Source organism: Streptomyces sp. UG1, from assembly GCF_049974585.1.
In the GTDB taxonomy this organism is placed as follows: domain Bacteria; phylum Actinomycetota; class Actinomycetes; order Streptomycetales; family Streptomycetaceae; genus Streptomyces.
In genome coordinates this window covers 62,739-86,710 of sequence record NZ_JBNGGG010000012.1, presented here as the reverse complement: position 1 = coordinate 86,710, position 23,972 = coordinate 62,739, and the positions used below count along the sequence as shown (strand labels likewise).

The following is a 23,972-nucleotide window of genomic DNA, read 5'->3' as shown; positions in this document are numbered from 1 at the left end:
GACCCGCAGACCCCGGCAGGCAGGTGACCCACCATGCGCAGCACCCGCAGGATCTCCCGTTTCGTGACCGCCTACTTCGGCGCGGCCTTCCAGGTGATCGTCCTGGGCGGCACAGGCCACCTGCCGGCGGGGGCGGGGGTGCGCCGGCGCCGCCACACGGTCTGAACACGCCGACTGTGCGGACATGCTGGGGGCGCCCGGTTCGCCGGTCTCCGCCCGGGCCGACGCGAGCTGGACGTTCCAGTCGAAGACGCCGTGGGCAGACGGCTCCGCCAGGACAGCCTCCCTCAGCCGGAAGGCCGGTCGCAGGTGACGTCCGTGGCCGGCAGGCGGCCGGTGGCCAGGTAGGTGTTGACCGTCGCGTCGGCACAGGCGCTGCCGAAGACGCCGTACACGGCGTGCTGGTCCGCGCCGCGGAGGGTGACCAGGCGGGAGGAGGGCCACATGCGGCGCACCGTCTGGGCGTTGTGGTAGATGGTGCGCGGGTCACCGGTCGCGTTGACGAGCAGGGCCGGAAGGTCGCCGCGGATCGTGGTCGGGCGTTCGCGCGGCGGGTCCCAGAACGCGCACGGCCCGATGTTGTGGGTGACGGGACCGAACAACGGGTCCTGCGCGCGGGCACGTTGGACGTCGCGCCAGTACACCTCGGGGGAGCGCGGCGCGGAGGCGTCCCCGCACAGGATCGCCGTCTGCACACTGCCGTATGCGGACTCGGATCCAGTCAGCAGGAAGCCGAGCGTTTCGGCCAGCCAAGGCGAGGGGGTGACCGTGTGGCCGCCGGTGGCGCGGCGCATGTCCCGCACGGCCTGCGCGAGATCGGCGTAGGCGGCGTCGTTGTCCTGCGAGAGGCCGTTGAAGAGGACGATGGGCACCAGATGGTTGTCCACCCGGTGGTCGCCGATCAGCAGGGGCGTACGTCCGGCCGCCGCCTGGACGCCGTCCACGGCCGCCAGCACCTCGCCCCGGGTGCGGCCCAGACCGTAGGTGGTGTCGCGGGCGGCTGCCCAGGCGGCCCAGCCCTTGAGGGCGTGCCGGTTGGCCGGTTCGGTGCCGCGCAGCAGCCGGGGGTTGTAGCGGTCGGGAGCGACGACGCCGTCCAGCACGACCCGGTCGGTGCGGCCGGGGAACATCGTGGCGTACACCTGGCCGAGGTAGGTGCCGTACGAGTATCCGAGGTAGGAGATCCTGGACTCGCCGAGCGCGGCGCGGATGACGTCCATGTCACGTGCGGTGTTCCGGGTCGTCACGTACGGCAGGACGTCGCCCTGGAACGTCCGGCAACGGCCGGCGAGTTCCTCGGCCAGGGCCACCGTGCGGTCGAACCCCGCTCGGTCGGTCCCCGCGCCGCGTATGAAGGAGCCGGTGGGCCAGTGGCAGTCCAGCGGCGTGCTGCGGCCGACGAAACGGGGGTCGACGCCCACCACGTCGTAGCGCTCACCGACCTGCTTCATCGCCGTGCGCACCCACGGCGGGTCGCCGATCGTCGGCCCGCCGGGGCCACCGCCGTTGAGCAGCAGCGCGCCCACGCGGTGGGCCGTGTCGGTGGCCCGGATCCGCGAGATCGCGACGGTGATCGTGCGGCCGTCCGGGTCGTCGTAGTTCAACGGGACGGTGACATCGGCGCACTGGGCGCCCGCCTGCTGGAGTTCCCTGCCGGTCTCGTCGTCGGGTCCGAGCAGGCAGCTTTTCCAGTCGAGGTGCTGCCGGTGGTAGCGGGCGAGGGGGTCCGCGGTCGCGGGGGCGGTTTCGGCCGCCGCTGCGGGCGAGGCGGTGATGGTGAGCGCCCCGGCCAGGCACAGGGCGGCCCCTGCCGCGGTGCGCGACACGAGCCGGTGCCGCAAAGGAGCCGTACGGGCTAAGGAGGTGGGGGACGACGTCGTACGGGGCGGTGTGCCGGGGGAGGAAGGGGAGCTGGAAGGGGAGTTGGTCATGCGGACGTCCTTTCGGGAGACCTGTCCTCGCAGAGGGACTTGTCGACGAGGTCCAGGAAGTCGAGTTCGGCCCGGAGCGAGGCGGGCACCTCGTTCAGCGCGACGGCGATCAGCGCACGGTGGCCGCCGGGCACCGTCCCGCCGTGCCCCCACCACGTCCCGCAGCAGGACAGCGGTGTCGAGATCAGGCCCAGCCCGTAGCGGGCGCCCGGCCACAGCCGATCGGCGTCGGCCTCCACCGTCCGCCGCATCTCGGCCAGTTGGGCCGCGGGCAGCAGTCGGCCGTCGAACAGGACGGCGGCGAACCGCGCCAGGTCGCCGGGCCAGTTGGTGTCGTGCAGCCCGAGGGGCTTGATGATGCGGCGAGTGATCTCCGCCTCGGGGGTACGGCCGGTGACCTCGCGGACGAGCGGGCCGAGGACGAGGTAGTTGGTGGTGGCGTAGTGCCAGGTGCCCTGTGGGCGCGGCAGTTCGAGAGCACGCGTGACGAGGTCGCGCGGCTCGAAGTGGCGGTATCGCAGCCGCTCGGGATGCTCCCATTCGGGGGCGTCGAGATAGTCGGGCAGTCCGCTGGTGTGCCGCAGGAGCTGTCGTACGGTGATCAGGCCCCCGTCGTGGCCGCACCGGACGCCCGACGAACACCGTCGACCGGCGTCGCTCACCAGGGCCGCGAGGCCGATGCGCCTGCCGGTCTCCGGAGTCGGTGAGAAGGTGGGCATGCCACATCACGGTAGGCACGGGCGGTCCCGTGATCACTCCGGCAGGCATGTGCTTCGGAGCTGAGGCCGGCCCGAGCAGAGAGCCGGGAGCAACCCCCCTGGACGGTTGGGGCCTTCTGCTGGTACGGGCGAGCTGGTGCGGCGGTGACCGCCGATGTGGCCCGATCGCATGCCCGACCGCTCGATCCGCACGGTGAGCCGTGATACGCGGCCGGCGCGTCCCGCAGAGCGGGTTGATACCTGCTGAGCAGTGGAATGGGGGCGCGTCGCCGTTCAGACTCCGGCCGCGCGGTCTCCCGAGGCCGCTCCACCTTCGTTGACGGAATCAACAAGCTCCCGGTGGACGTCACACTCGCTTGAGCCGGACGGTGCCGACGGGGCGGCGGGCGGCCGTGCGCCCGCACGCCGGGGGCTCCGTCGGCTCACCGTTCGACGAAGAACGCGAGGTGGTCCGGGCTCGGGCGCAGCAGGCCGTCGCGGACGGCGAGGGCCGTGGCCTCGGCGCGGGAGGCGGCGCCGGTCTTGCGGAGAAGGTGCTCGATGTGGCTGTGCACGGTCCGCGGGGACAGGAACAGCGCCTGCGCGATGGCCCGGTTGGTCTGTCCCGTCGCCGCCCGGGTGAGCACTTCCAGCTCCCGAGGGCTGAGCCCGTAGGGCAGTTCGGTGGGTGTCTCGTGCATCAGCACCGCGTCCGCCGTGATCCCCGGGCCCGGCCGATGCCGGTGGAGGGTGACGCGGTACCAGGCGCCTTCGACCGGCCACAGCAGCCGCAGCCGGTGGCCGCCCGTGCCGGTGAAGGCGCGCAGCAGGCCCTGGAACTCCGTGTCCGCCAGCACCCGGGCGCGGTCACGATCGGGCAGGTCGATCACTCCGTCGGCGGTCACGAGGCTCGCCGCGCCCTGCTCCGGCAGGCCGTGCAGCTCACCGGCGTGTGCCACGGGGTCGGCGAAGGCCGCGAGGGCCGGGATGACGGAGGCGAGCAGGTGGCGTGCCCGGGTGTCGTAGGCGTCGGCGCGCTCGGTGCTCAGATGGATCAGGCCGACGAGGCGGTCGCGGTGCCGCAGCGCTCCCGTGACGCCGTCGCGGAAGCCCGCCGGGCGGACCCGCTCGGCGTAGAACCAGCCGTTGCGGAAACGGGGCCCGAACTCCTGCGGGTCCTCGGTGTCCTCGGAGATGGACGGCGGCAGCTCCCGCCGTACGACGTTGCGGTACCACGGCGTCGTGACGAACTCGGCGGCCAGGGCCTGGGAGGTCTCGGTGGTGTAGCCGATGCCCGCCACCTGTACGTGGATGCCGGTCAGTGGGTCCAGTGCGAGCAGGGTCGCCGCGTCCAGGGGCAGGGCGCGGGCGAGTTCGTGCAGCGCCTGGGCGCAGGCGGAGGCGGTGTCGCGCTCGCGGGTGAGCATGCCGATGCGGGTGGCCGCCGCGATCTGGTGGTGGCTGAGCATACGAGCCTCCTCCGGGAGCGGCTCGGGACCACGATGCGGGGGTTTCGGTCGGGTTCGTTTGGGCCCCAACGATAAGGGTGGGGGTCGTACCGGGCAAGGCGTTCAGCACTTTTGACGGAGGCATCCGACGCTGTCGCCGAGTCGGTGTTCGTTCGGTATTTCTACGGATGGTGGAGCGGGCTGCCGCGGTCTTTCCTGTTCGGCACAGCCGGACGCCCGCCGTGAGCGGGCCCGTCCCCACGGAGCGCACCGCCATGACCACACGCCTGTCCGCCACCGTCCCCGCCGCCTCGCGCAGACAGTTCCTCGCCCACTCCGGTGCCGCCGCCCTGGCCACCGCGCTCACCGCCGCCGGCTGCTCGGCGCCGCAGCGCGCGTCGACCTCGGCCAAGCCCTCGGGCCCGGCCTCGACAGGCGCCCGCCTGACGAAGATCGGCCTGGACTACCCGTTCACCCAGCTCCCGCTCTACACCACGCTCGTCAAGCTCTCCAGGACCGCCGCGAAGAAGCACGGCATCTCGCTGCTGACCACGAACGACGGAGCCAACGCCGACACCCAGGCCACCAACCTCAACACCTGGGTCGCCCGCAAGGTCCCCGCGATCGTGTCGTTCCCCATGGTCTTCGAGGCCGCCGAACCGATCGCCCGGCAGGCGCTGGACGCGGGGCTGATCTGGGTGACGTACGGAGGCTCGCTGGAGCACCAGAGCGCCGACATCCAGTTCAGCTTCCGCGAGGGCGGCACCCTGCTGGGCGAGGCGGCGGCCAAGTGGGCGAAGGACGCACTCGGCGGGAAGGGCAAGGTCGCCTTCCTCACCGACAACACCATCGAGCTGGGACGCGAGCGCACCAAGGGCATGATCGACGCCTTCACCAAGCTCGCGCCCGGCGTGGACGTGGTCGCCCGGGAACAGGCCATCGACCCCGACTCCGGGCTCGCGAAGTCCAACGCGATCCTCGCCAAGCACCCGGACCTCAACCTCATCCTCGGCGTCACGGACGCCGCCGCGTACGGCGGCTTCAAGGCGCTCCAGCAGGCGGGCCGGAAGAAGGACGACGCGAAGACCTTCGTCGGCGGGCAGGACGGCGCCGTGCCCTCCCTCCTCGCCATCAAGCAGGGCACCTTCTACCGCGCCTCCGCCGCCCTCGCCCCGAACGACATCGCGAACGCCGTCGTCGACGTGCCGCGCGCCGTCGCCGCGGGCAGGGCGAACCCCAGCGCCCAGGTGCCGATCTCCCTGGTCGGCCCGGACGACACCGCGAGGATCGACGACCTGCTCGCCCAGAACGCCTAGGGACCCGCCATGACACCGGTGAACCTGCGCATAAGGGGGCTGAGCAAGTCCTTCGGCGGGGTGCGGGCCCTGGACGGCGTGGACCTGACCGTGCCGATGGGGCAGGTCCACGCCCTACTCGGCCACAACGGCGCCGGCAAGTCCACCCTCATCAAGTGCCTGGGCGGCGCCTACCCGCCGGACGCGGGCACGATCGAGATCGGCGGGAGGCCGTACGCCCGGCTGAGCCCGCGCGAGTCGATCGACGCGGGCGTGGCGATCATCTTCCAGACGCTGAGCGTGGTCGACGCGCTCACGGTGACCGAGAACATCTTCCTCGGCCAGGAGTGGACCCGCTACGGCCGTATCGACCGGCGCGCCCAGGAGGAGGTCGCCGCCGGGCTGCTGAAGCGGGTCGCGGCCTCCTGCTCCCCGCGCGACCGGGTGGGTGACCTGCCCATGGGCCAGCGGCAGTTGGTGGAGATCGCCAAGGCGCTCAGCCGCAGCGCGTCCGTCCTCGTACTGGACGAGCCGACCGCGGCCCTGTCGGCGGCCGAGAGCGACGCCCTCGCCGGGCGGGTCGAGGACCTGCGCGCGCAGGGGCTGGCCATCGTGTACGTCACCCATCTGCTGTCGGAGGTCGAGCGGCTCGCGGACGCGGTGACCGTGCTGCGGGACGGGCGGGTCGCCCACCACTCGGCGGTGGCGGGACAGACGCGGCGCGAGCTCGTGGAGGCGATCGCCGGCCGGCCTGCCCAGGCGGCCCGGAACCATCCGCGCGAGCCCGAACCGCAGGAGCGGCACGACCGAGCCGCCGTGCCCGGCAGCACGGGCGAGCCACCGGAGGCCGTCCCCGAGCACCTGTGCGAACCGGCATCCCCTGAACCGGGCGGGACGCACTCCGACACCCGCCGAGGAGAGGTGCGCCCCCGTGCACGGGCAGCCGGGCCTGCCCGTCTCGCCGTCCACGCCCTGCACGGTCCTGGCTTCGGACCGGTGAGCCTCACGGTCGCCGAAGGGGAACGCGTCGGTCTGTTCGGACTCATGGGCTCCGGCCGTACGAGGTTCCTGGAGACCCTGTACGGCAGGCGCCGCGCGGACGGCGGGACGATCCGGGTCGGTGACCGGACCGTGGCACCGGCCCGTCCCGCCGAGGCGCTCGCCGCCGGGATCGCGCTCGTTCCCGCCGACCGGCGCCGCCAGGGACTCTTTCCGGGGCTCGGCGCGCAGGACAACGCGATGCTGCCCGCCATCCGTCCCCTCGCACGGGCCGGGGTACGGGCGCTGGGCGCCGAGCGCCGCGTCTTCGGTGCGCTGGCCGAGGCGGTGGGACTGCGACCGGTCCGGCCCCGGCTGCCCGCCGCCGCTTTCTCCGGGGGCAACCAGCAGAAACTGGTCCTCGGCCGGTGGATCAACGAGGTCCGGCACGTGGACGTCCTGCTGCTGGACGAGCCGACGCAGGGCGTCGACGTCGGCGCCCGGCAGGAGATCTACCAGGTGGTGTCCTCGCTCGCCGCCGACCGGGGCACCGCCGTGCTGTTCGCCTCCAGCGACCCCGAGGAGGTCCTCGCCCTCGCGGACCGCTGCCTGATCGTCGCCGCCGGTCGCGTCGTCGGCGAACTGACCGGCACCGGACTCACCGAACAGGCCCTGCTGTCGGCCGCCCATGACGCCGGATCACAAGCAGCGGGCCCGGATGCGCGAGCCGACGCCGACGGTGGCTCCACCGGGACCACCGGCACCACCACCGCGCCCGCCGAAGGAGCAGCATGACCACCGCCGACTCCGCCCTCACCCACCCCCGGGTCCTCGCCACGGGTGGGCTGACCGCCGTACGGCGCCAGCCGCTGATCGCCGTACTCACCGCGATGGTGCTGGTCTTCCAGCTGTCCACGGGCAGCTTCCTCGACCCGGCGAACCTGCGCGGCATCGCCACCGACGCCGCCACCCTGGCCATCGTCGCCGTACCGCTGGCCCTGCTGGTCATCAGCGGCTACCTCGACCTGTCGGTCGGCTCCACGCTCGCCCTCGGCGGGCTGGTGGCGGGGTGGCTGGCCGGGCAGGGACAGTCACCCGTCGTCGCCGTCGTGGGCGCGCTGGCCGCCGGAGCGGCCGTCGGCGCGGTGAACGGCGTCCTGTGCTGCTACCTCGGCCTGTCGGCGTTCATCGTGACGCTCGGCATGCTGACCGCCGTACGAGGGCTGGCGCAGCAGCTCTTCCCGCTGCCGCTGAGCGGCTTCGGCCCCGGCTTCGCCTGGCTGGGCGGGGCGCGGATCGCAGGCGTCGCCGCACCGGTCGTCGTCGCCGCGCTCGTCCTGGCGGCGGGGGCCCTGTTCCTCGCGCTCACGCCGGCCGGACGTCACGTGTTCGCCATCGGCGTCAACCGGGAGGCCGCCCATCTCTCGGGCATCAACATCCGCCGTACCCCGTTCGCGCTCTTCGTGGTCACCGGCGTCGCGGCCGCCCTGGCCGGGGCCATCAAGGCATCGGTGCTGGACAGCGTGGTCGCCGGGACCTCGGGCACCGGGTTCGAACTGGCCGTGCTCACCGCCGTCCTGGTGGGCGGGGTCGCGCTCACCGGCGGTTCCGGCTCGATCCTCGGTGTCCTGCTCGGCGTGCTGTTCCTGGGCTGCCTGCAGAACGGCCTGACCCTGCTGGACGTGCCCACGTTCTGGCAGCAGATCGCCCAGGGCACCGCGCTGGTGGCGGGCGCGGCACTGGCGTACTTCGCGCCCCGCAGGGCGCGCTGACCGCCCCTGATCCTTGCGCTTCGTCCCCTTGATGAAAGAGGTCTCCTTGAGCCGCACCGCTCCCACCCTCGTCCTGACCGGCGGTCATGTCCTCACCGTCGACCGCGACTTCACCGTCACCGAAGGCGTCGCCGTACGCGGCCGGGACATCGTCGCCACAGGCAGCGACGCCGAGATGCGCGCCCTGGCCGGCCCCGGCACCCGGGTCGTCGAACTCGGCGGCCGGACCGTGCTGCCCGGCCTCAACGACTCCCATCTGCACGGGGCGGCCTACGGCATGACGAAGCCCCCCTTCGCCATCGACGTCGGCCACCCCACCGTGGGCTCGATCGCCGACATCGCCGCCGCGGTGCGAGGGGCGGTGCAGGCGGCCCGGCCCGGCGAGTGGATCGTCGGCCTGGGCTGGGACCCCGGCTATCTCGCGGAGTGCCTGGCCGACCCGCGCCGTTTCCCGCACCGCCGCGACCTGGACGCGATCGCCCCGCACCACCCGGTCTGCCTGACGGACTTCTCCTCGCACATGGTGTGGGCCAACTCCGAGGCACTGCGCCGCTGCGGCATCGACGCCGATACGGCGGCGCCGCCCGGCGGTGTCATCGACCGCGACTCCGGCGGAGAGCCGACCGGCATCCTGCGCGAGTCGGCCCAGCGGCTCGTACAGACCGCCCTGCCCACCCCGACGATCGCCCAGCGCCGCCAGGCCATCCAGGCAGTGGTCCGCGAACTCCACTCCCGCGGCATCACCAGCTACACCGAACCCGGCCTCGGCCCCGGCGGCACCGGAACCCTCTTCGGCGGCCTGAGCACCGACAACTGGACCGCGTACGCCGAACTCGCGGCGGCCGGCGAACTCCACGCCCGCATCAGCGTCCTCCTGCTCCCCGCACCCATGGGCGGTTCCGCCGACGACGTACGCAAGGGCCTGGCCGAACTCCGCCGCCCGCAGTCGCCGGATCCGCGGTTGCTGAACGCCATCGGCGTGAAGATCTTCGCGGACGGGGTGCCGCCGAACCGCACGGCCTGGATGAGCGAGCCGTACCCGGAGGGCGGCCATGGCTCCCTGTGCGTGCACGGCGACACACCCGCGCTCCAGGTGGCGGAGCTGCGCGAGATGATCGGGCTCGCGCATGAGGCCGGTTTCCAGCTCGGCGTGCACGTCACCGGCGACCGGGCCATCGACACGGTGGTGGACGCCTTCGCCGCCGCGAACGCCGCGGCACCCCGCCCCGACGCCCGCCACTACGTCATTCACGGCGACTTCATCGGCGCCGGCAGCCTGGCGAAGCTGGCCGCGCACGGCTACGGCGTGAACATGAACCCGGCCATCAAGTGGACCATCTCCGACCTGATGGACGAGGTCGTCGGCCCGGAGCGCTCCGCATACCAGTGGCCGGTACGGTCCGCGGTCGAGGCCGGCGTCCGGGTGTGCGCCAGCTCCGACGCGCCGATCACGGAGCCCGACTGGCGGCAGGGCGTCGCCTCGATGATGCTGCGCGAGTCCAGGGCCAGCGGCCGCACGAGCGGCCCCGACCAGTGCGTGCCCCTGGCCACCGCCCTGCGCGCGTACACCGCCACCCCGGCGTGGCAGGACTTCGCCGACGGCTGGAAGGGCACGATCGAGCCGGGCAAGGTCGCGGACCTGTGCGTCCTGGACCGCTCCCTGACGGACCTCGACCCGCACGACATCACCGACGTCCAGGTGGACCTCACCGTCTTCGACGGCCGCGTGGTCCACGAGCACTGACCCCGCGACCAGGGACCCAGGAGTCCCAAGAAGCCCTGAGGAGCCCCGAGATGCCGACCCACCCGCGCATGCTGCTCGTCCTGAGCGAGAACTGGACCCTGACCGGCGGCCGCGCCGACCTGCCGACGGCCGTGCGCTGGGCACGCGAGGCCGAGGACGCCGGCTTCGACGCGGTCATGGTCAGCGAACACATCGTCCTCGGCCCGGACGCGGCCGCCGCCGGAATCATGGACAACCCCCGCGCCTACGCCCTCCCCGGCAACCAGGACCCGCACACCCCCTGGCCCAACTCCCTCCTCCTGCTCGCAGCCATGGCCTCGGTCACCTCACGGCTGCGACTGGCCGCCGCGGCCGTCCTCGCACCGCTGCGGCACCCGCTCCTGCTCGCCCGTGAACTCGGCACGCTCGACCTGATCAGCGAGGGGCGGCTGGTCGTCCAGCCCACGGTGAGCTGGAGCAGGGACGAGTACCAAGCGCTGGGCGTGCCGTTCGCCCGGCGCGGGCGGCTCCTGGACGAGCACCTGGAGGTCTGGGCCAAGGCGTGGGGACCGTCGCCGATCTCCCACGACAGCGAGCACTACCCGTTCCGGGACGTGCACTTCGAGCCCAAGGCGTACCGCCCCGAAGGCCCACGGCTGTGGTTCGGCGGACAGCGCCTCCACGGCCCCGTCCTGCGCCGTCTGGTCGAGTACGGCCACGGCTTCCACCCGCTCGGCAGGCCGACCCCGGAGGATCTGCACACGCTGAAGGAGTCGATGGCCGCGGCCGGGCGGGACAACGCCGACCTGGAGTTGATCGGCGGTACCCAGGCCGTCTTCCCCGACGACCACTCACCGGCCGACCTCGGCGCGGCCCTGGCCTCCCTGCCGGAACAGATGGAGCAGGGCTTCACCACCTTCTGCGTCAAGCCGAACCAGTTCATCGACGACCCGGACGGCGTCGGGCCGTTCTGCCGCGAGGTGATGCGACGCGTGGAGATCATCGCACCTTGACGCCGACGATCAGTCCCAGCAAACCGCCGGCCGTCCGTAGCCGAGCAGGCCGCCCGTGACACCACGAGCGGCCTGCGGTTCAAGTGCGAGTTAGTGACTGTCCGTCAGCTCTGTTCGCTCGTACGGCGCCTGCGCGCAAAGTAGACCGCGGCGGCGCCGGCGGCCAGGACGGCGAGACCGGTACCCGCGAGGACGGGGGTGCTGCTCGACGCGCCGGTCTCGGCGAGATCTCCGTTCGTGGTGGGGTCGTTCGGCCCCGTGTCCGTGCCCGTGTCGGGCTTGGGCGTGGCCGGCTCGCTGGAGGCCGGGGACTCCTCCGCTTCGGGCGAGGCCGGCTCGCTGGGTGCCGGGGACGCACCGTCACCGGGCGTGGCCGGCTCGCTGGGCGCCGGCGACTCGCCGTCACCGGGTGCGGCACTGTCGGCGAGCACCGCCGTGAAGGCGCCTGCGATGACCTTGTGGCCGTCGGCGTTGGGGTGCGGGTCCTGCTTCGTGCACGCCCAGGTCAGCTGGCAGATCTTGGCCACGTTCGCCGGCACCTCGCCCGCGCCGGGCACGTTCACCTGGGTGGTGAAGTCGTCCGAGGAGAAGGCCCCGGCCACGTCCGCGACTTTGAAGCCGGTGGACTTGTACACCTGGCTGATCCCCGTGTTGGCGGCCTTGAGCAGGGATGCCGACTCCTTGGCGGCCTGCTGTCCCGCGGGGCCCTGCAGCCAGGCTCCCAGGAACGGGTTGTGGTAGGTCGAGCCCACGAACTGGGTGTTGTCCGCGCCCGCCTGGCGGAGCGCGCCCGCGATCTGGGCGAGGTTCTTCGCCATGGTCTGGCTCCGGCTGTTCAGGCACGCCCCGTCGAGGGTGCCGGCCGGGCGGCTGACGCAGTTGAGGAGGATGTCGTTCGCGCCCACGCTGAGCGTCACGTAGGCGACCTTGCCCTGGTGCTGGGCGATGGCCTTCAGGGCGGCGTCCAGTTGGGACTTGGCGTTCGGGTAGTCGCACTTTCCGCCGCTGATCAGGGACTCGGTGGTCTCAGCGGTGCAGCCCAGGCGTATGTGCTTCAGTCCGGGGGTGCGCTGCTTGAGCTGTGCGTAGAGCTGGTCGGTGTAGGCGACGTCGGTGTCCTTGTCGACGTCCGGCTGGTAGCCGGTGGTCAGGGAGTCGCCGAGCGAGATGTAGTAGGTGGTGTCCTTGCCGCCGGTCGCCTCGTCGGCAGTGGCCAGTCCGGGCGTGCTCAGCACGATCGTCATGGCGGAGACGGCCAGCCGGGGACCGAAACGCTGAAGGGATCTCATCACTTACGGGCGCTTTCTGATGTGTTGGGGGGTTTGGACGCCGAGAGGCGTGGCTGGAAGCAGCAAGGCTCGGCCGGTTCGGCTTTCGGGCATCCAAGAAAAGCCTCGGTGAAGGCTTAGGGAATTCTGCCTCTGTGAAGCTGCGAGACTTACCTGACTTCGTCTCGGAGGCGTGGGCTTCAACCTAGCAAGGGGGGCACGGGATTGGCACGGGGAGCCGATAAAGGAACGATTACAAAGGCGCGTGTAATCGTCAGAAAGGCTCGACCGGACGCGAATTGGTTACCGGACTCGTGCGTAGCCATTCGCTGAGTGATCGACTGTGTGGTGAGTCCCCCGCGCGGCGGTCCGCCCACGTGCACGCACTGAACCGCTCCGGGGCGAATGGTGCCGGTCACAGAATGCGGGTGCGCTCGAGGTTAAACCGGGTACATATTCCGTGGAGTTGGGCAGCACAGGGAAGATCTGCCCGACCCCGAACGCCTTATTGAACTCGTCGATGAACTGGTTCACGGGGTGAGGACGAGGCGGATCGGGTTGCCGGTTTTCCGCTCCAGCCGGGTGACGGCGTCGGCCGCCTCGGCCAGGGGAATGTGATCGGTGATGGAAGGCGCCAGGTCGAGCCTGCCGGCGGCGGCAAGGCGGATGAGCTTGGTCACGTGTTCGGGTCCGGAGCCGTAGTGACCGCGGATCTGGTTGCCGCGGTAGCTGAAGGACGTGCTGTCGGTGATGGTGAGCGGTTCCGGCGTGAGGCCGGCCAGGACGAGGACACCGCCGGCGCCCAGGAGCGCGGCAGCCTGCTCGCGGACCGCTGGGAAACCCGCGAAGTCGAAGGCGGCGTCGAGGCCGCGGCCGCCGGTGGCCCGGCCCACCGCTTCGGCGAATCCGGGGTCGGTGGGGTCGAGTGCGAGGTCGGCGCCGAAGGCGAGGGCCCGTTCGCGGGCTTCGGGCAGCGGGTCGACGGCGATGACGGGTGCGGCGCCGGCCAGGCGGGCGAGCCGGATGCCGTGGGCGCCCAGACCGCCGGCGCCCCAGATGCCGACGCACTGGGCCGGCCGGACCATCCCGGTCTCGATGATCGCGGCATAGGGCGTGGAGACCGCGTCGGGGATGATGGCGGCCTGGTCGAAGGGCAGGTGGTCGGGGAGGGGAGCGAGGGTGTCCTCCCGGGCGACGGCGTACTCGGCCCAGCCGCCGTCGTAGTCGACGCCGCGCGTGAGCGGCCGTGGACAGGGGGAGCGGCGCATGCAGTCGGTGCACGCTCCGCACGTCTGGCCGGCCTGCAGGGCGACGCGCATGCCGGGGGCCCAGTCCCCCGACAGGCCGGGGCCCAGGGCGTGGATGACGCCCGCGACCTCGTGGCCGAGGGTGACCGCGCCCGAACCGGTGACCGCCTCGACAGGAAAGGCAGGGGTGAGGCTGCCGTCGATCAGATGGACGTCGGACAGGCACACTCCGGCGGCCCTGACCTCGATCAGCACCTCGCCGGGACCGGGGACGGGAACGGGGACCTCTTCGACCGCGAAGGTGTGGGTGTCCAGGTGGAGGCGTCCGGCCAGCATGGTGGTGGACATGATGCGCACCTCGGTTCTCTGAGAAGGGGATGGATGACCGGCGTCACCGGCGACCGGTGCTCAAGTCCTCTGACCGGATCAGGGTGTTGAGGTTGGCCATGGAGGTGCGCATGCCGGCGCGCATCGCGGGCTGCTGGATGGAGTCGAGGAGCAGCCCCAGGGGGCCGAGGGCGATGGTGTACTCGACCTGGTAGAGCATCTCCGTCACTTCGCGGCCGTCCGGGCTTTGGACCGGCTGGAATTCGAAGATGTTGGTGACGTCCTGGAGCGGGGCGAACCCGGTGCCCGTGTCGACGCGGCGCTTGAGGGGCTCGATCTCCCTGACGGTCCAGACCGAGTCGGTCTTGAGCGGACCGAGGGTGCGGTTGCGCTCGGAGTAGGTCTTGCCGACGGTGGCGATGCCGTGGTGGTCGGTGACCTCGATGGCTCCGGCCACCCACTCGGCGTACCGGTCGGTGCGGGAGATGACGTCCCACACCCGCCCGAGGGGGGCGTCGATGACGGCGGTCTCGGTGACGACGTAGTGGTTCATGGGTGTTTCCCTCTCTTGTCGGGTGCCTTTTGTGCTCAGTCCCTTGTGCGCTCAGTCCCGGTCGAGGACTTCGGCGGCCGCCGTCCGGCCGGAGCGGACCGCGCCGTCCATGAAGCCGTTCCAGTACGGGGAGAACTCGGCGCCCGCCCAGTGCACGCGGCCGTGGGGGCGGCCCATCCACTGGCCGAAGTCGCTGAGGACGCCGGGGGCGGCGACGGAGGTGGGGCCGCCCTGGGTCCACTGCTCGGCGGTCCAGTCCTGCTCGACGTAGTCGACGGTGTCGAAGGCGCGGTCCCCGACGACCTGGGCGAAGCAGCGCAGCACGGCTCCGCGCCGCTCGCGGGCGGGGCGGTGGGCCCACTTGCGCCACTCCTTGCCGCCGAGGAAGCCCATGAGCACGCCCGGTCCGCCGTCGGGCGGGGTGTTGTCGAACATCTCGCGGACGGGGGAGCCGCCGCGCAGCAGGCCCATGCCGGACAGCCCGTCCTCCCGCCAGAACGGCTTGTCGTAGACGGCCACGCACTTCATGAGGGTGCCGAACGGCAGCCGCTGGAACAGCTGGTCCTGCTGGGCCGGAAGCAGCGGGTCCCACACGATCCGCGAGGCCACGAGCGGCGGTACGGCGACGATGACCCGCTCGGCCCGCCAGTCGCCGGCGTCGCAGACCACGGTGACACCGGTGGAGTCCTGGCTGATGCGCCGCACCGGCGCCGACAGGTGGACGCGGCCGTCGAGTTCCTCGGCGAGGCGCTGGGCGACCAGCTGGGAGCCGCCGACGAACCGGCTGTCCTGGGCGCCGCCGGTGGTGCCGGTGCCGCGTTCCATGGTGCCGGGGTTGGTCTCGTTGCCGAAGGTGGCGACGTACCAGAGGCTGAACAGGGCGGAGGCGTCGCGGGCTTCGCCGCCGTAGGCGGAGTTGAGGAAGAGGCTGATCATGTCGACGGCGTCGCCGGTGATCTCGGCCTTGCGCAGCCAGGTCTCGTAGGTCATGCCGTCCAGTTCGCGGGCGTCGGGGGCCTGCCACGGGGCGGCCGGGTCCACCTTGGCCGCGGCCTGGCCGATGCGGGCCAGGGCGATCCCCGTGTCCGGCAGCGCGAACAGGTCCGGCGGGGTGTGCCCGGTGAACCGCTTGGCCTTGCCGTCGTTGACGTAGACGGTCTCGCCGGGGACGGCGGCCTGGTACGTGGCCACGCCGACCTCCTTGGCCAGCGCCAGGATGTGGTCCTGGGTCGGGCCGACGAACTGCCCGCCGATCTCCGTGACTTGGCCGTCGCCGAGGTCGTGGTTGAGCAGCCGGCCGCCGACCCGGTCCCGGGCCTCCAGCACGGCCACCGACTTGCCCGCCGCGACGAGTTCCCGCGCCGCCGTCAGGCCGGCCAGCCCCGCACCGATCACCACGACATCAGTGGTGCGGCTCCCGCGGTGGTCTGCGGCCGCAGTGCTCTGCGTATCGGTCATGATCTGTCCTTTGGTCATTGATGTGCAGAGTGCGTGTGGAGTGCGCGCCGACCGGGTCAGCCGGCCCAGACGTCCTCGACGTACGTGCCGGACTCCGTCATGGCGGTCAGCCAGGCGGCGGCCTCGTCGGCGTCGGCTCCGGTGTGCTCGCGGTAGACGGCCTGGAGCGCTGCGCGTACGCCGGGGGCCATGCGGCGCCCGTCGCCGCAGACGTACACCCGTCCTCCGGCCTGCAGGACCGACCAGACCTCGGCGCTCTCCTTGGCGATGCGGTCCTGGACGAAACGGGCGCCGTCCTCGGGGGCGTGGCTGAAGACGGGGCGCAGGCTGACGGCTCCGGCGTCCTCGGCCGCCTGGAGTTCCTCGCGGTGGAGGAAGTCGACGTCCGGGTGGTCACAGCCGAAGTAGCACAGCAGTGTTCCGGTCGCCTTGCCGTGCAGCCGGTCGAGGACGGCGCCGCGGAAGGGTGCCACTCCGGTGCCCGCGCTGATCAGGATCACGGGGACGGCCGGGTCCTGCGGCAGACGGAAGTCTTCGCTGCAGGGGAGCACCCGCGCCTGGAGGGTGTCGCCCGCGCCGACGGTCTGCAGGTAGTGGGAGGCGATGCCGTGGAAGGTGCCCTCGCCGCCGCGGTGCGGGGCTTTGAGGAGGGACACCATCAGGTCCACCTCGCCGGGCGCGGCCGCGGCGGACGAGGAGATCGAGTAGTGCCGTGGCCGCAGGACGGGCAGCAGTTCCAGGAAGTGCTCGAACGGCAGCTCGCAGGCCCGGTAGCGCTCCAGCAGGTCCAGCAGGCTGCACCCGGCGTCGGTGACCTGCTCGCGGAATGCGTCGGGCTTGGCCTCGGCGAGTTCCGCCAGGGGGCGGCGCTCGGGCGGGCAGGCGGTGTGTTCGGCGAGTACGGCGACCTGCTCCTGGGCTGCGGTGTCCTGCAGTTCCACGAAGTCCGTGAGTAGTTGACGCAGAGTCAGCGGACGGTCGACGGGCAGGGCGCCCCGGCTGCGGCGGCGTGCCTTCAGCCGTACGGTGCGGTCCAGGTCGAGGCCGAAGCGGTCGGCGACCCGCTGCACGAGGGCGGCCGGGTTGCGCGGGAGCACCGCGAGGTGGTCGCCGGTGCGGTAGGTGACGCCGTCGGGCAGCCGCAGCCGGAGGAAGCGCTTGGAGCGGCCGAGCGGGTGGTCCATGTCGACCAGTTCGTAGGCGTCCAGCACCTCCATGGGCTGTACGCCGTGCCGTGCCGCGAGCGGTCCGGTGACCGACCGAGTGGCGTCCTGAAGCTCGTACAGCCCCTGGTCGGCGTCGGCTTCGCCGCTCTGTCCGGCCGGTTCGGCGCCGGCCCGCACCGGGCTCCCGTACTTCTCCAGCAGGGCGTTCCACAGGTCGCCGGTCCACCGGTCGACGGTGCCGGCGAAGTCCCCCGCGGCGTCGGCGGCGCCACGCTCCAGCAGGGGCGTCGCACCGGCGGCGGCGAGCCGCTCGTCGATGAGCGTCGGGATGCGCTGGTAGGTGGCGGCCCAGTTGCGGTCGCCGACGCCGAGCACCGCGTACTGGACGCCGTCGAGCGAGCCGGGCTCCAACTCCTCCAGCCATGACACGAACCGGGCGGCGTCGTCGGTGGGCCTGCCGTTGTAGGAGGCGGCGACGATCACCACCGGGCCGCCGGTGGCGGTGAGTTCGCCCACCGCGTCGTCGAGGGAGGCGACGGCGGTGGCGAAGCCGTGCTCGTCGCCGTCCACGGCGAGGTCGGCGGCTATGCCGGAGCAGGTCCCGAGATTGGAGCCGTGCAGCACGGTCAGTGTCGTACCGGCCGCACGCCGGGCGGTGGGCCGCGCTTGTTCAGCGGATGTGCCGATGGCGGTGGCGACGGCGGTGGGCAGACGGCGCTCGCCGCTGTCGCGTCGGGCCAGGTTCAGGGTGAAGTTGTCGGGCTTGAGGGTGAGGGACTGCTTGATCTTGAGCTGGTAGTCGGTGTGGTCGATCAGGCGGAACCGGTGCACCAGCAGGGCGAGGACGAGCGTCGCCTCGTGCAGCGCGAACTGGCGGCCGATGCAGGCCCGTTCGCCGTTGCCGAACGGCTTGAACAGGTGGACCGGGCGTGCGGCCTCCCGCTCGGCCGAGAACCGCTCCGGGTCGAACAGCTCGACGTTGTCCCCCCAGGCGGGATCCCGGTGCAGCTGCGGGATCAGCACCATCAGCGACTCGCCCTGGCGCACGGCGTACTTGCCGCCGATGACCGTGTCGGCAAGGGGCTCGACCGCGTACGACGGCGCCGTGGGCCACAGCCGCAGGCTCTCGCTGAGGATCTGGCGGACGTAGGTGAGCTTGCCGATGTCCGCGTACTGCGGGTCGGGGTCGGCCGTATCGCCCCACAGGGCGTCCACTTCCGCCTGGGCGCGGGCCAGTACCTCGGGGTGCTTGGTCAGGTAGTACAGCGCGAACGACAGCAGGCCACTGGTGGTCTCGTGACCGGCGATGAGGAAAGTGATCGCCTGGTAGCGGATGTTGACGTCGTCCAGGGGCTCACCGCTCACCTCGTCGCGGGTGTGCAGCATCCGGCCCAGCAGGTCGTCGGTGCTCTGGTCGCCGTCCGCCCTGCGCCGCCGGATCACATCGTCGACCAGGTCCTTCATCAAGGTGACGTCGTTGCGGAACTGCTCCGCCTTCTTCCACTGGAACAGCTCGGCCCCGGGGATGGACTCGCCCTTGGCCTGAGCGAAGTCCAGCGCCCTGGCAAGCGCCGTGATGAAGGGATGCGGCTCGTCGCGGCGGAAGGATTCGAAGTCGTAGCCGAAGCCGCACAGCCCGATCGTGTCGAAGGTCAGCCGGGTCATGTCGGCGGCCACGTCCACCGGAACCTCCCCGGCCGCCCGGTCCCACTTGGCGATCAGCTCCCGGGCGACCTTGAGCATCGTCGCGTGGTAGCCCCGCATCGCGCCCAGGGAGAACGCCGGCATCAGGACGTCGTGCGCCTTGCGCCAGTTGGGCTCGTCGCCATAGGCCGTGAACAGCCCGTCCCCGCCGACCTCCCGCAGGATCACGAGATCGGGGTGGACGTTCTTACGGAACCGGCTCTCGTCCGCCAGCTCGGAGACGAGATCGAGCCCGGAGACGAAGTTGATCTCGTTGCCGAAGATCCGGAGCTTGAACAGCGGCCCCAGCTCCTTGGCCTCCTTCATGACATAGGCGAGACCTTCGGCCCCGCCGGGGACGTCGAGTGCATGGCCGATCAGGGGAAGAGCCGGGCGCTCGGGGATCGGCTCGGTGTCGGAAAGAGGCGCACGGGACATGAACATGCCTTTCGATCACGGCTGGCAAGCGATGGCTGTCAATCTACAAGCAAACATTGTCGAGTGACAATGTCGTCTGACTGGGTTATTTGACAGAGTCGCATGAAGGCTCGTCGTGGACCGTGGGCGGTGTGCGTGGTGTGCGCGTGTCGGCGCGCCGCCGGACCCAGGTCGGCGAGGAGGGCAACGGTGCCCGGCCGACGACGCGGCCACGCCACTGGTGCAGTAGCGGATTCTGGGGCCGGTGGCCTCAGTCGGAGACGCCGACGCCGACGGACCGCGCGGTACGTCCTGCGGGGTCGAGGGCCCTCCGGCGAGGCGTCCACGGCACGCGCCACGGCCAGGGGCGCGCGACCGGTGCCGACGGCGTGCGCTTCATGCAGAGAAGCATCTACGCCTGGCCTGTTCTTGACTATGGGTAGTTCTACAGGGGGGCCACGACCCTCACGATGCGTTCCTGCTCACCACTGCAGCTCCGTTCCGTGACCGAGACCGCGGGCATAAGGTGTCGGCTCGGGACGTCGGCGTCCTGGCCACGGACGGTTTCCACGGACTTGCTCCCTGCTGTCTCTCGGCGTCCGCGCAGTGGCGTTTTTCTGACGGGTGGGAGACACCGGTGACCGTTGAGGCCTCAGGGGCGGGGAACCTGCCTGCGGCGCTGACCACTTTCATCGGCCGACAGTGCGATATCGCCGAGATCCGTCATCTCCTCGGAGCCGCGCGGCTGCTGACACTCACCGGGCCGGGCGGTATCGGTAAGACCAGGCTCGCGTTGGAGGCGGCTGCCGCGGCCGGCGACGCCTTTCCGGACGGGGTGTGGCTGGTGGACCTGGCCCCCGTACTGGACCCGAAGGCCGTGGTCGGCGCGGCGGCGGCAGCTCTGGGCGTGCGGGACGTCGGCTCCAGACCCGTGGTCGAGAAACTCGCGGCTCATCTCTCCCGGCGCCACGCCCTGATCGTGCTGGACAACTGCGAACACGTCGTGGACGCCAGTGCGGAACTGGCTCAGATGCTTCTGTCGGCCGCTCCGCGACTGCGGATCCTCGCAACGAGCCGCCGCACACTGCGCATCGTCGGCGAGTACGTGTTCGACGTACCCGCTCTGCCCCTGAACGAGGCAGTGGACCTGCTGGTGGCCCGGGCAGCCGCCGTCCGGCCGGAATTCCGGCTCCGTGACGCGAATCGAGACGGGGCAGCGCGTCTGTGTGCCGCACTGGACGGGTTGCCGCTGGCCATCGAGCTGGCCGCGTCACGGCTGCGGACCCTCACCATCGGACAGTTGACGGACCGTCTGGAAGACCGCTTCGCACTGCTCACGAGCGGCAACCGAACCGCCCGCCCCCGGCATCGCACCCTGCGCGCACTGATCGAGTGGAGCTACGAGTTGTGCTCCCCTGCCGAGCGCATCCTGTGGAACAGGCTCTCGGTGTTCGTGGGCGGCTTCAGCCTGGAGGCAGCCGAGCATGTCTGTCCTGGTGAGGGGATCGCCCGTCCTGACGTGCTGGACCTCCTCGACGCTCTGATCGCCCAGTCGGTTGTCCTGGCCGTCGAGCGCGGGGATGCGGTCCGCTACCGGATGCTGGAGAGCATTCGTGAGTACGGGATGCACAGGCTCACGGAGTCAGGAGAAGAGCCCGTCCTGCGGCGGCGGCACTGTCAGTACTTCCTCGCCCTCGCGAAGCGCACCGCCGACGACTGGTACGGTCCCGGACAGGAAGCGGCACTGGCACGGCTCCGCACCGAACACGACAACTTCCTGGCGGCGTTGAGGCGCGGCGACGCACGGGCCCCGGCCCAGGATCCGGACCGGGCACGGACCGCGGCGTCGGACCCCGGTGACGCCCAGACGGCGCTGGCACTGGCCGAGGCCCTGAGATTCCACTGGTGCGCCGGGGGTGCCCTCGATGACGGACGCCGCTGGCTCGGCCGGCTGCTCGCAGCCTCGCCCGAACCCACCCGGACGCGGGCGAACGCCCTGGTGGCGGCTGCCTGGGCGGCGCTCCTGCAAGGCGATCCGGCAGTGGCCGACCGGTGGCTCGACGAGGCCGGGACGCTGAGCGATCAACTGGACGATCAGCGGGCGCGGGCGCTGGTCATGGGATTCCGCGCCATGTCGGCGCTGTTCCGGGGGAGTCCGGAGGCGGCCGTGGCCCTGTGCGAGCAGGCCGTGGACCAACTGGACGCGCTGAACGAGACACGCGCGACGGTGTTCTGGCTCTTTCTGCTGGCCGTCGCCAAAGCGCAGCTCGGAGACCCGGGCGCCGCGCAGACCGGTACACAGGCGGTGGCTGTGGCGGAGGCACACGGGGAGCGGCTGTGCCGCGCCTACGCACTGTGGGCACTGGGCTTCGACGCCTGGATACGGGGCGACAGCGACGACGCCGTCCGGATGACGCGGGCCGGGCTGGAGATTCAGCGGAGCTTCAACGACCCCATAGGAAGCGCGATGCTGGTGGGCCTCCTCGCCTGGATCACCGGCTCCTGCGGCGACCACCGGATGGCGGCCCGTCTGCAGGGCGCGGCCCGTGCCCTGTGGCGGGTCATCGGCACATCCATTGGCGCGTTCGGCCCTCATATGTCCCACTTCCAGACCCACTTCGAGAAGGAAACCGTGGAGGCCCTCGGCCCGGCGGCGTTCGAGAAGGCCGTCACGGAGGGCAGTCGGTACGACAGTCCGGCCTGTGCGGTCGAATTGGCCCTGACGGCGTCGGCCGACGCCGGGCGGAGCGCCGCAGCTGCCCCCTCGCGTCCCCTGACCCCCCGGGAGAAGGAGGTGGCCGCCCTGGTGGCCGAGGGCATGAGCAACCGGCAGATCGCCTCGGCGCTCGACCTGTCACCGCGCACGGTGGACCGCCATATCGAGCACATCCTGGCCAAGCTCGGATTCCGCTCCCGTGCCCGGGTCGCCGCCTGGTGGGTGGCGAATCACCACCCGACCGGCACGACCCCGTAACGGAGCGCGGCCGGTTCGCCGACGTGGTCCGCTCGATCACCCACCGCTTCGGCAGGGGCCGGATGACGGACCCCTGTGTGCACGCCGTCGCTGCCGCAGGCACTGCCGCCGGCCGAAGTCCTGAGCCCGCTCGTCTCGGCCGCCTCGGCCGCCCGTTCGATCACGTCCAGGGACGAGGGCGTACCTCGGCCCGCCGCACCGAGTACCGCACCCGCACGATCGCCGTGCTCCGGTCGGCCGGGACAGCCGCGGAGAGGCCCGGGCCTGTGACGGCTTCGACCTGGGGCACCTCCGCGACCGCCGCCTCGGTTCCGGCGATGGCCGCGGTGTACGGGGCGTCCGTGACGCGGTGACGGGGCCCGTTCGAGCCCGACTCGGTCCGGACCGTCAGGGAGATCGAGCCCCTCCATCGAGGATCGCCCTCTGACAGGCGGCGGCCCTGGGCCTTGTCGAGCGACCTGTTCGACAGACTGAGTCGGATAGGATCGTGTCATGGCTCATGTGTCCGCGGCGGAGCGCCGCCCCCAACTGATCAAGGCGGCCATCGCCCTCATGGCCAGGGAGGGCGTCGCCGCCGGCAGTACCCGCGCCATCGCCACCGAGCTCGGTGTGGCCCAGGCGACCGTGCACTACACCTTCGGCACGAAGGAGGAGCTGTACCGGGCCGTCATGGAACAGCTCACGCACGACCTGATCGCCCAGGTGACACAGGCCGCGCCCGCGGACGCGAGCTTCGAGGAAACCATCGTCACGCTCGCCGAAGCGCTCTGGCGTACCGTGCTCGAGCAGCCCGCCTCGCATCAACTGCTCACCGAGCTGAGCATGTTCGCCATGCGTACGCCACACCTGAAGGAGGCTCTTCACAGCCACTACAGCGAGGTCCTGGCGGTGACGACGAAGCTGGTCGACCAGGCCGCCGAACGCACCGGTCACCAGCTCGGCCGGCCCGCTGAGACGGTCGCGAGGTTCTTCCTGGCCGGCTTCGACGGACTGACGATGCAGCACCTCTCCCTGCCGGACGAGGAAGCCGAGCGCGTCTGCCTGCGGGCCTTGGTCTCGGCCGTCCTGGCCATGGCCTGAGGCCGCTCCCGACACCACGCCGCACCGCGGCTCCGTCCCCAGCGGGGCTTTACGGCCGGCGGGGGAGAGGTCGCACCAGCGCACGTCGAGGCCACCGGCCGGCGCTCTTCGAAGCCCAAGGGCCCGAAACGGGCCGGCGACCGGTGTCGGTGCGCAGCGGGGACCAGCGCGTCACCAGCCCAGCGCACCCTCGTCGGCTCGCGCGTCCCGGGGTGGCGTGACCGGACGCGCGTCGTGGCAGGTGAAGCCGAGCCGGGTCAGTGCCCGGAACATCTCTCCCGTGGTGAAGTCGCGGCGGTTCTGCCTGGTGATCACTTCCCCGACCTGCATCACGGGGTAGACGCGGTGGTCGATGGTCACGGACACGCCGGTGACAGGTTCGGGAGCGATGCCGCTCATCGACTGCTCGACCTCGCTCTTGGTCAGGTCGAAGGGGAAACGGGCGATGACACAACGCATGGATGCCTCCACAGAGTTGGGGGAGAAACACCGGACACCTCAGGGACCGGCCGTGCGACGGCGGTCAACAGGGGAGAGCGAGGACGCCCAGGGCGTAGCCGTGCTCGTCGATCACGGGGGAAACGTCCAGGGTCCGGACCCGCATGGCGACTTCCGCCTCGTCGAGTACGGCCATGGAAGAGGTGAACGGTCCGCGGTCGAGCGGGATGTCCCGCAGCCGCGTCCGGTCGCCGTACCGCGAGCCGCCACGATGCGCGGACAGCTGCGCCCGGGTGACCAGCCCCGCACACCGCCCGTCCGCGTCCTGGAGGAGCAGATGCGGGACGCGGGCACTGATGAGCACGGACAGCGCCACGTCGACGGTCATGTGGTCGTCCACCTGGGGCCCGGGGGCGTGCATGGCATCACGGGCGGTCAGACCGGTGCCGTCGGCGCTCTCGGCCTGCCGCGTGCGCGGCGCAGGCGAAAGGGACGTCAAGGGC

General features: G+C 71.6%; 17 protein-coding genes and 1 pseudogene. 8 read left to right on the top strand and 10 right to left on the bottom strand.

What is annotated here, in order from left to right:
• The first annotated feature begins 33 nt into the window (after positions 1–33).
• Positions 34–165, top strand: a complete 132-nt coding sequence (locus tag ACP4J3_RS15580) for a hypothetical protein (RefSeq protein ID WP_426534572.1) — start codon at positions 34–36, stop codon at positions 163–165.
• A 122-nt stretch (positions 166–287) separates the two neighbouring features.
• Here the strand turns inward: ACP4J3_RS15580 and ACP4J3_RS15575 are convergent, their stop codons facing one another.
• From ACP4J3_RS15575 to ACP4J3_RS15565, 3 genes and pseudogenes are all read right to left on the bottom strand, one after another.
• The gene (locus ACP4J3_RS15575) at positions 288–1,931 is read right to left on the bottom strand and encodes an alpha/beta hydrolase (protein ID WP_426534570.1); all 1,644 of its coding nucleotides are present in this window, start codon (positions 1,929–1,931) and stop codon (positions 288–290) included.
• Positions 1,928–2,551 (bottom strand): annotated as a pseudogene (locus tag ACP4J3_RS15570) (serine hydrolase domain-containing protein); the annotation flags it as partial. The gene ACP4J3_RS15575 and the pseudogene ACP4J3_RS15570, both read right to left, overlap by 4 nt.
• Before the next feature lie 521 nt (positions 2,552–3,072).
• The gene (locus ACP4J3_RS15565) at positions 3,073–4,098 is read right to left on the bottom strand and encodes a response regulator transcription factor (protein WP_426534568.1); all 1,026 of its coding nucleotides are present in this window, start codon (positions 4,096–4,098) and stop codon (positions 3,073–3,075) included.
• A gap of 254 nt (positions 4,099–4,352) precedes the next feature.
• Between ACP4J3_RS15565 and ACP4J3_RS15560 the strand changes: the two genes are divergently transcribed.
• From ACP4J3_RS15560 to ACP4J3_RS15540, 5 genes are read left to right on the top strand one after another with little or no spacing between them, the layout of a single operon-like run.
• Complete coding sequence (locus ACP4J3_RS15560; protein WP_426534566.1) at positions 4,353–5,393, top strand: sugar ABC transporter substrate-binding protein; 1,041 nt, start codon at positions 4,353–4,355, stop codon at positions 5,391–5,393.
• Between the two features lie 9 nt (positions 5,394–5,402).
• Positions 5,403–7,145, top strand: a complete 1,743-nt coding sequence (locus tag ACP4J3_RS15555; protein ID WP_426534564.1) for a sugar ABC transporter ATP-binding protein — start codon at positions 5,403–5,405, stop codon at positions 7,143–7,145.
• On the top strand, positions 7,142–8,122 hold the full coding sequence (locus ACP4J3_RS15550; RefSeq protein ID WP_426534562.1) for an ABC transporter permease: 981 nt from the start codon (positions 7,142–7,144) through the stop codon (positions 8,120–8,122). The genes ACP4J3_RS15555 and ACP4J3_RS15550 overlap by 4 nt, the downstream gene beginning before the upstream one ends.
• Before the next feature lie 46 nt (positions 8,123–8,168).
• The gene (locus ACP4J3_RS15545) at positions 8,169–9,866 is read left to right on the top strand and encodes an amidohydrolase (protein ID WP_426534560.1); all 1,698 of its coding nucleotides are present in this window, start codon (positions 8,169–8,171) and stop codon (positions 9,864–9,866) included.
• Between the two features lie 50 nt (positions 9,867–9,916).
• A complete protein-coding gene (locus ACP4J3_RS15540; RefSeq protein WP_426534558.1) occupies positions 9,917–10,858 on the top strand; it encodes a TIGR03619 family F420-dependent LLM class oxidoreductase in 942 nt (313 codons plus the stop codon).
• A gap of 104 nt (positions 10,859–10,962) precedes the next feature.
• Here ACP4J3_RS15540 and ACP4J3_RS15535 read toward each other — a convergent pair whose 3' ends face one another.
• The 5 genes from ACP4J3_RS15535 to ACP4J3_RS15515 all read right to left on the bottom strand — a co-directional run bounded on the left by ACP4J3_RS15535 (position 10,963) and on the right by ACP4J3_RS15515 (position 18,998).
• Complete coding sequence (locus tag ACP4J3_RS15535; RefSeq protein ID WP_426534556.1) at positions 10,963–12,102, bottom strand: GDSL-type esterase/lipase family protein; 1,140 nt, start codon at positions 12,100–12,102, stop codon at positions 10,963–10,965.
• A 554-nt stretch (positions 12,103–12,656) separates the two neighbouring features.
• A complete protein-coding gene (locus ACP4J3_RS15530) occupies positions 12,657–13,721 on the bottom strand; it encodes a zinc-binding dehydrogenase (RefSeq protein ID WP_426534554.1) in 1,065 nt (354 codons plus the stop codon).
• A 43-nt stretch (positions 13,722–13,764) separates the two neighbouring features.
• Complete coding sequence (locus ACP4J3_RS15525) at positions 13,765–14,253, bottom strand: SRPBCC family protein (RefSeq protein ID WP_426534552.1); 489 nt, start codon at positions 14,251–14,253, stop codon at positions 13,765–13,767.
• A 51-nt stretch (positions 14,254–14,304) separates the two neighbouring features.
• The gene (locus ACP4J3_RS15520; RefSeq protein WP_426534550.1) at positions 14,305–15,711 is read right to left on the bottom strand and encodes a flavin monoamine oxidase family protein; all 1,407 of its coding nucleotides are present in this window, start codon (positions 15,709–15,711) and stop codon (positions 14,305–14,307) included.
• Positions 15,712–15,767: 56 nt separating this feature from the next.
• Complete coding sequence (locus ACP4J3_RS15515) at positions 15,768–18,998, bottom strand: bifunctional cytochrome P450/NADPH--P450 reductase (RefSeq protein WP_426534548.1); 3,231 nt, start codon at positions 18,996–18,998, stop codon at positions 15,768–15,770.
• Positions 18,999–19,614: 616 nt separating this feature from the next.
• Between ACP4J3_RS15515 and ACP4J3_RS15510 the strand changes: the two genes are divergently transcribed.
• Positions 19,615–21,951, top strand: coding sequence for an ATP-binding protein (locus ACP4J3_RS15510; RefSeq protein ID WP_426534546.1), 2,337 nt, complete (start codon positions 19,615–19,617; stop codon positions 21,949–21,951).
• Positions 21,952–22,443: 492 nt separating this feature from the next.
• On the top strand, positions 22,444–23,031 hold the full coding sequence (locus ACP4J3_RS15505; protein ID WP_426534544.1) for a TetR/AcrR family transcriptional regulator: 588 nt from the start codon (positions 22,444–22,446) through the stop codon (positions 23,029–23,031).
• Between the two features lie 171 nt (positions 23,032–23,202).
• Here the strand turns inward: ACP4J3_RS15505 and ACP4J3_RS15500 are convergent, their stop codons facing one another.
• Positions 23,203–23,490: an SCO5918 family protein gene (locus tag ACP4J3_RS15500; RefSeq protein ID WP_426534542.1), complete on the bottom strand. Its 288-nt coding sequence runs from the start codon at positions 23,488–23,490 to the stop codon at positions 23,203–23,205.
• Between the two features lie 64 nt (positions 23,491–23,554).
• Positions 23,555–23,890: a CBS domain-containing protein gene (locus ACP4J3_RS15495; RefSeq protein WP_426534807.1), complete on the bottom strand. Its 336-nt coding sequence runs from the start codon at positions 23,888–23,890 to the stop codon at positions 23,555–23,557.
• Positions 23,891–23,972: the final 82 nt, after the last annotated feature.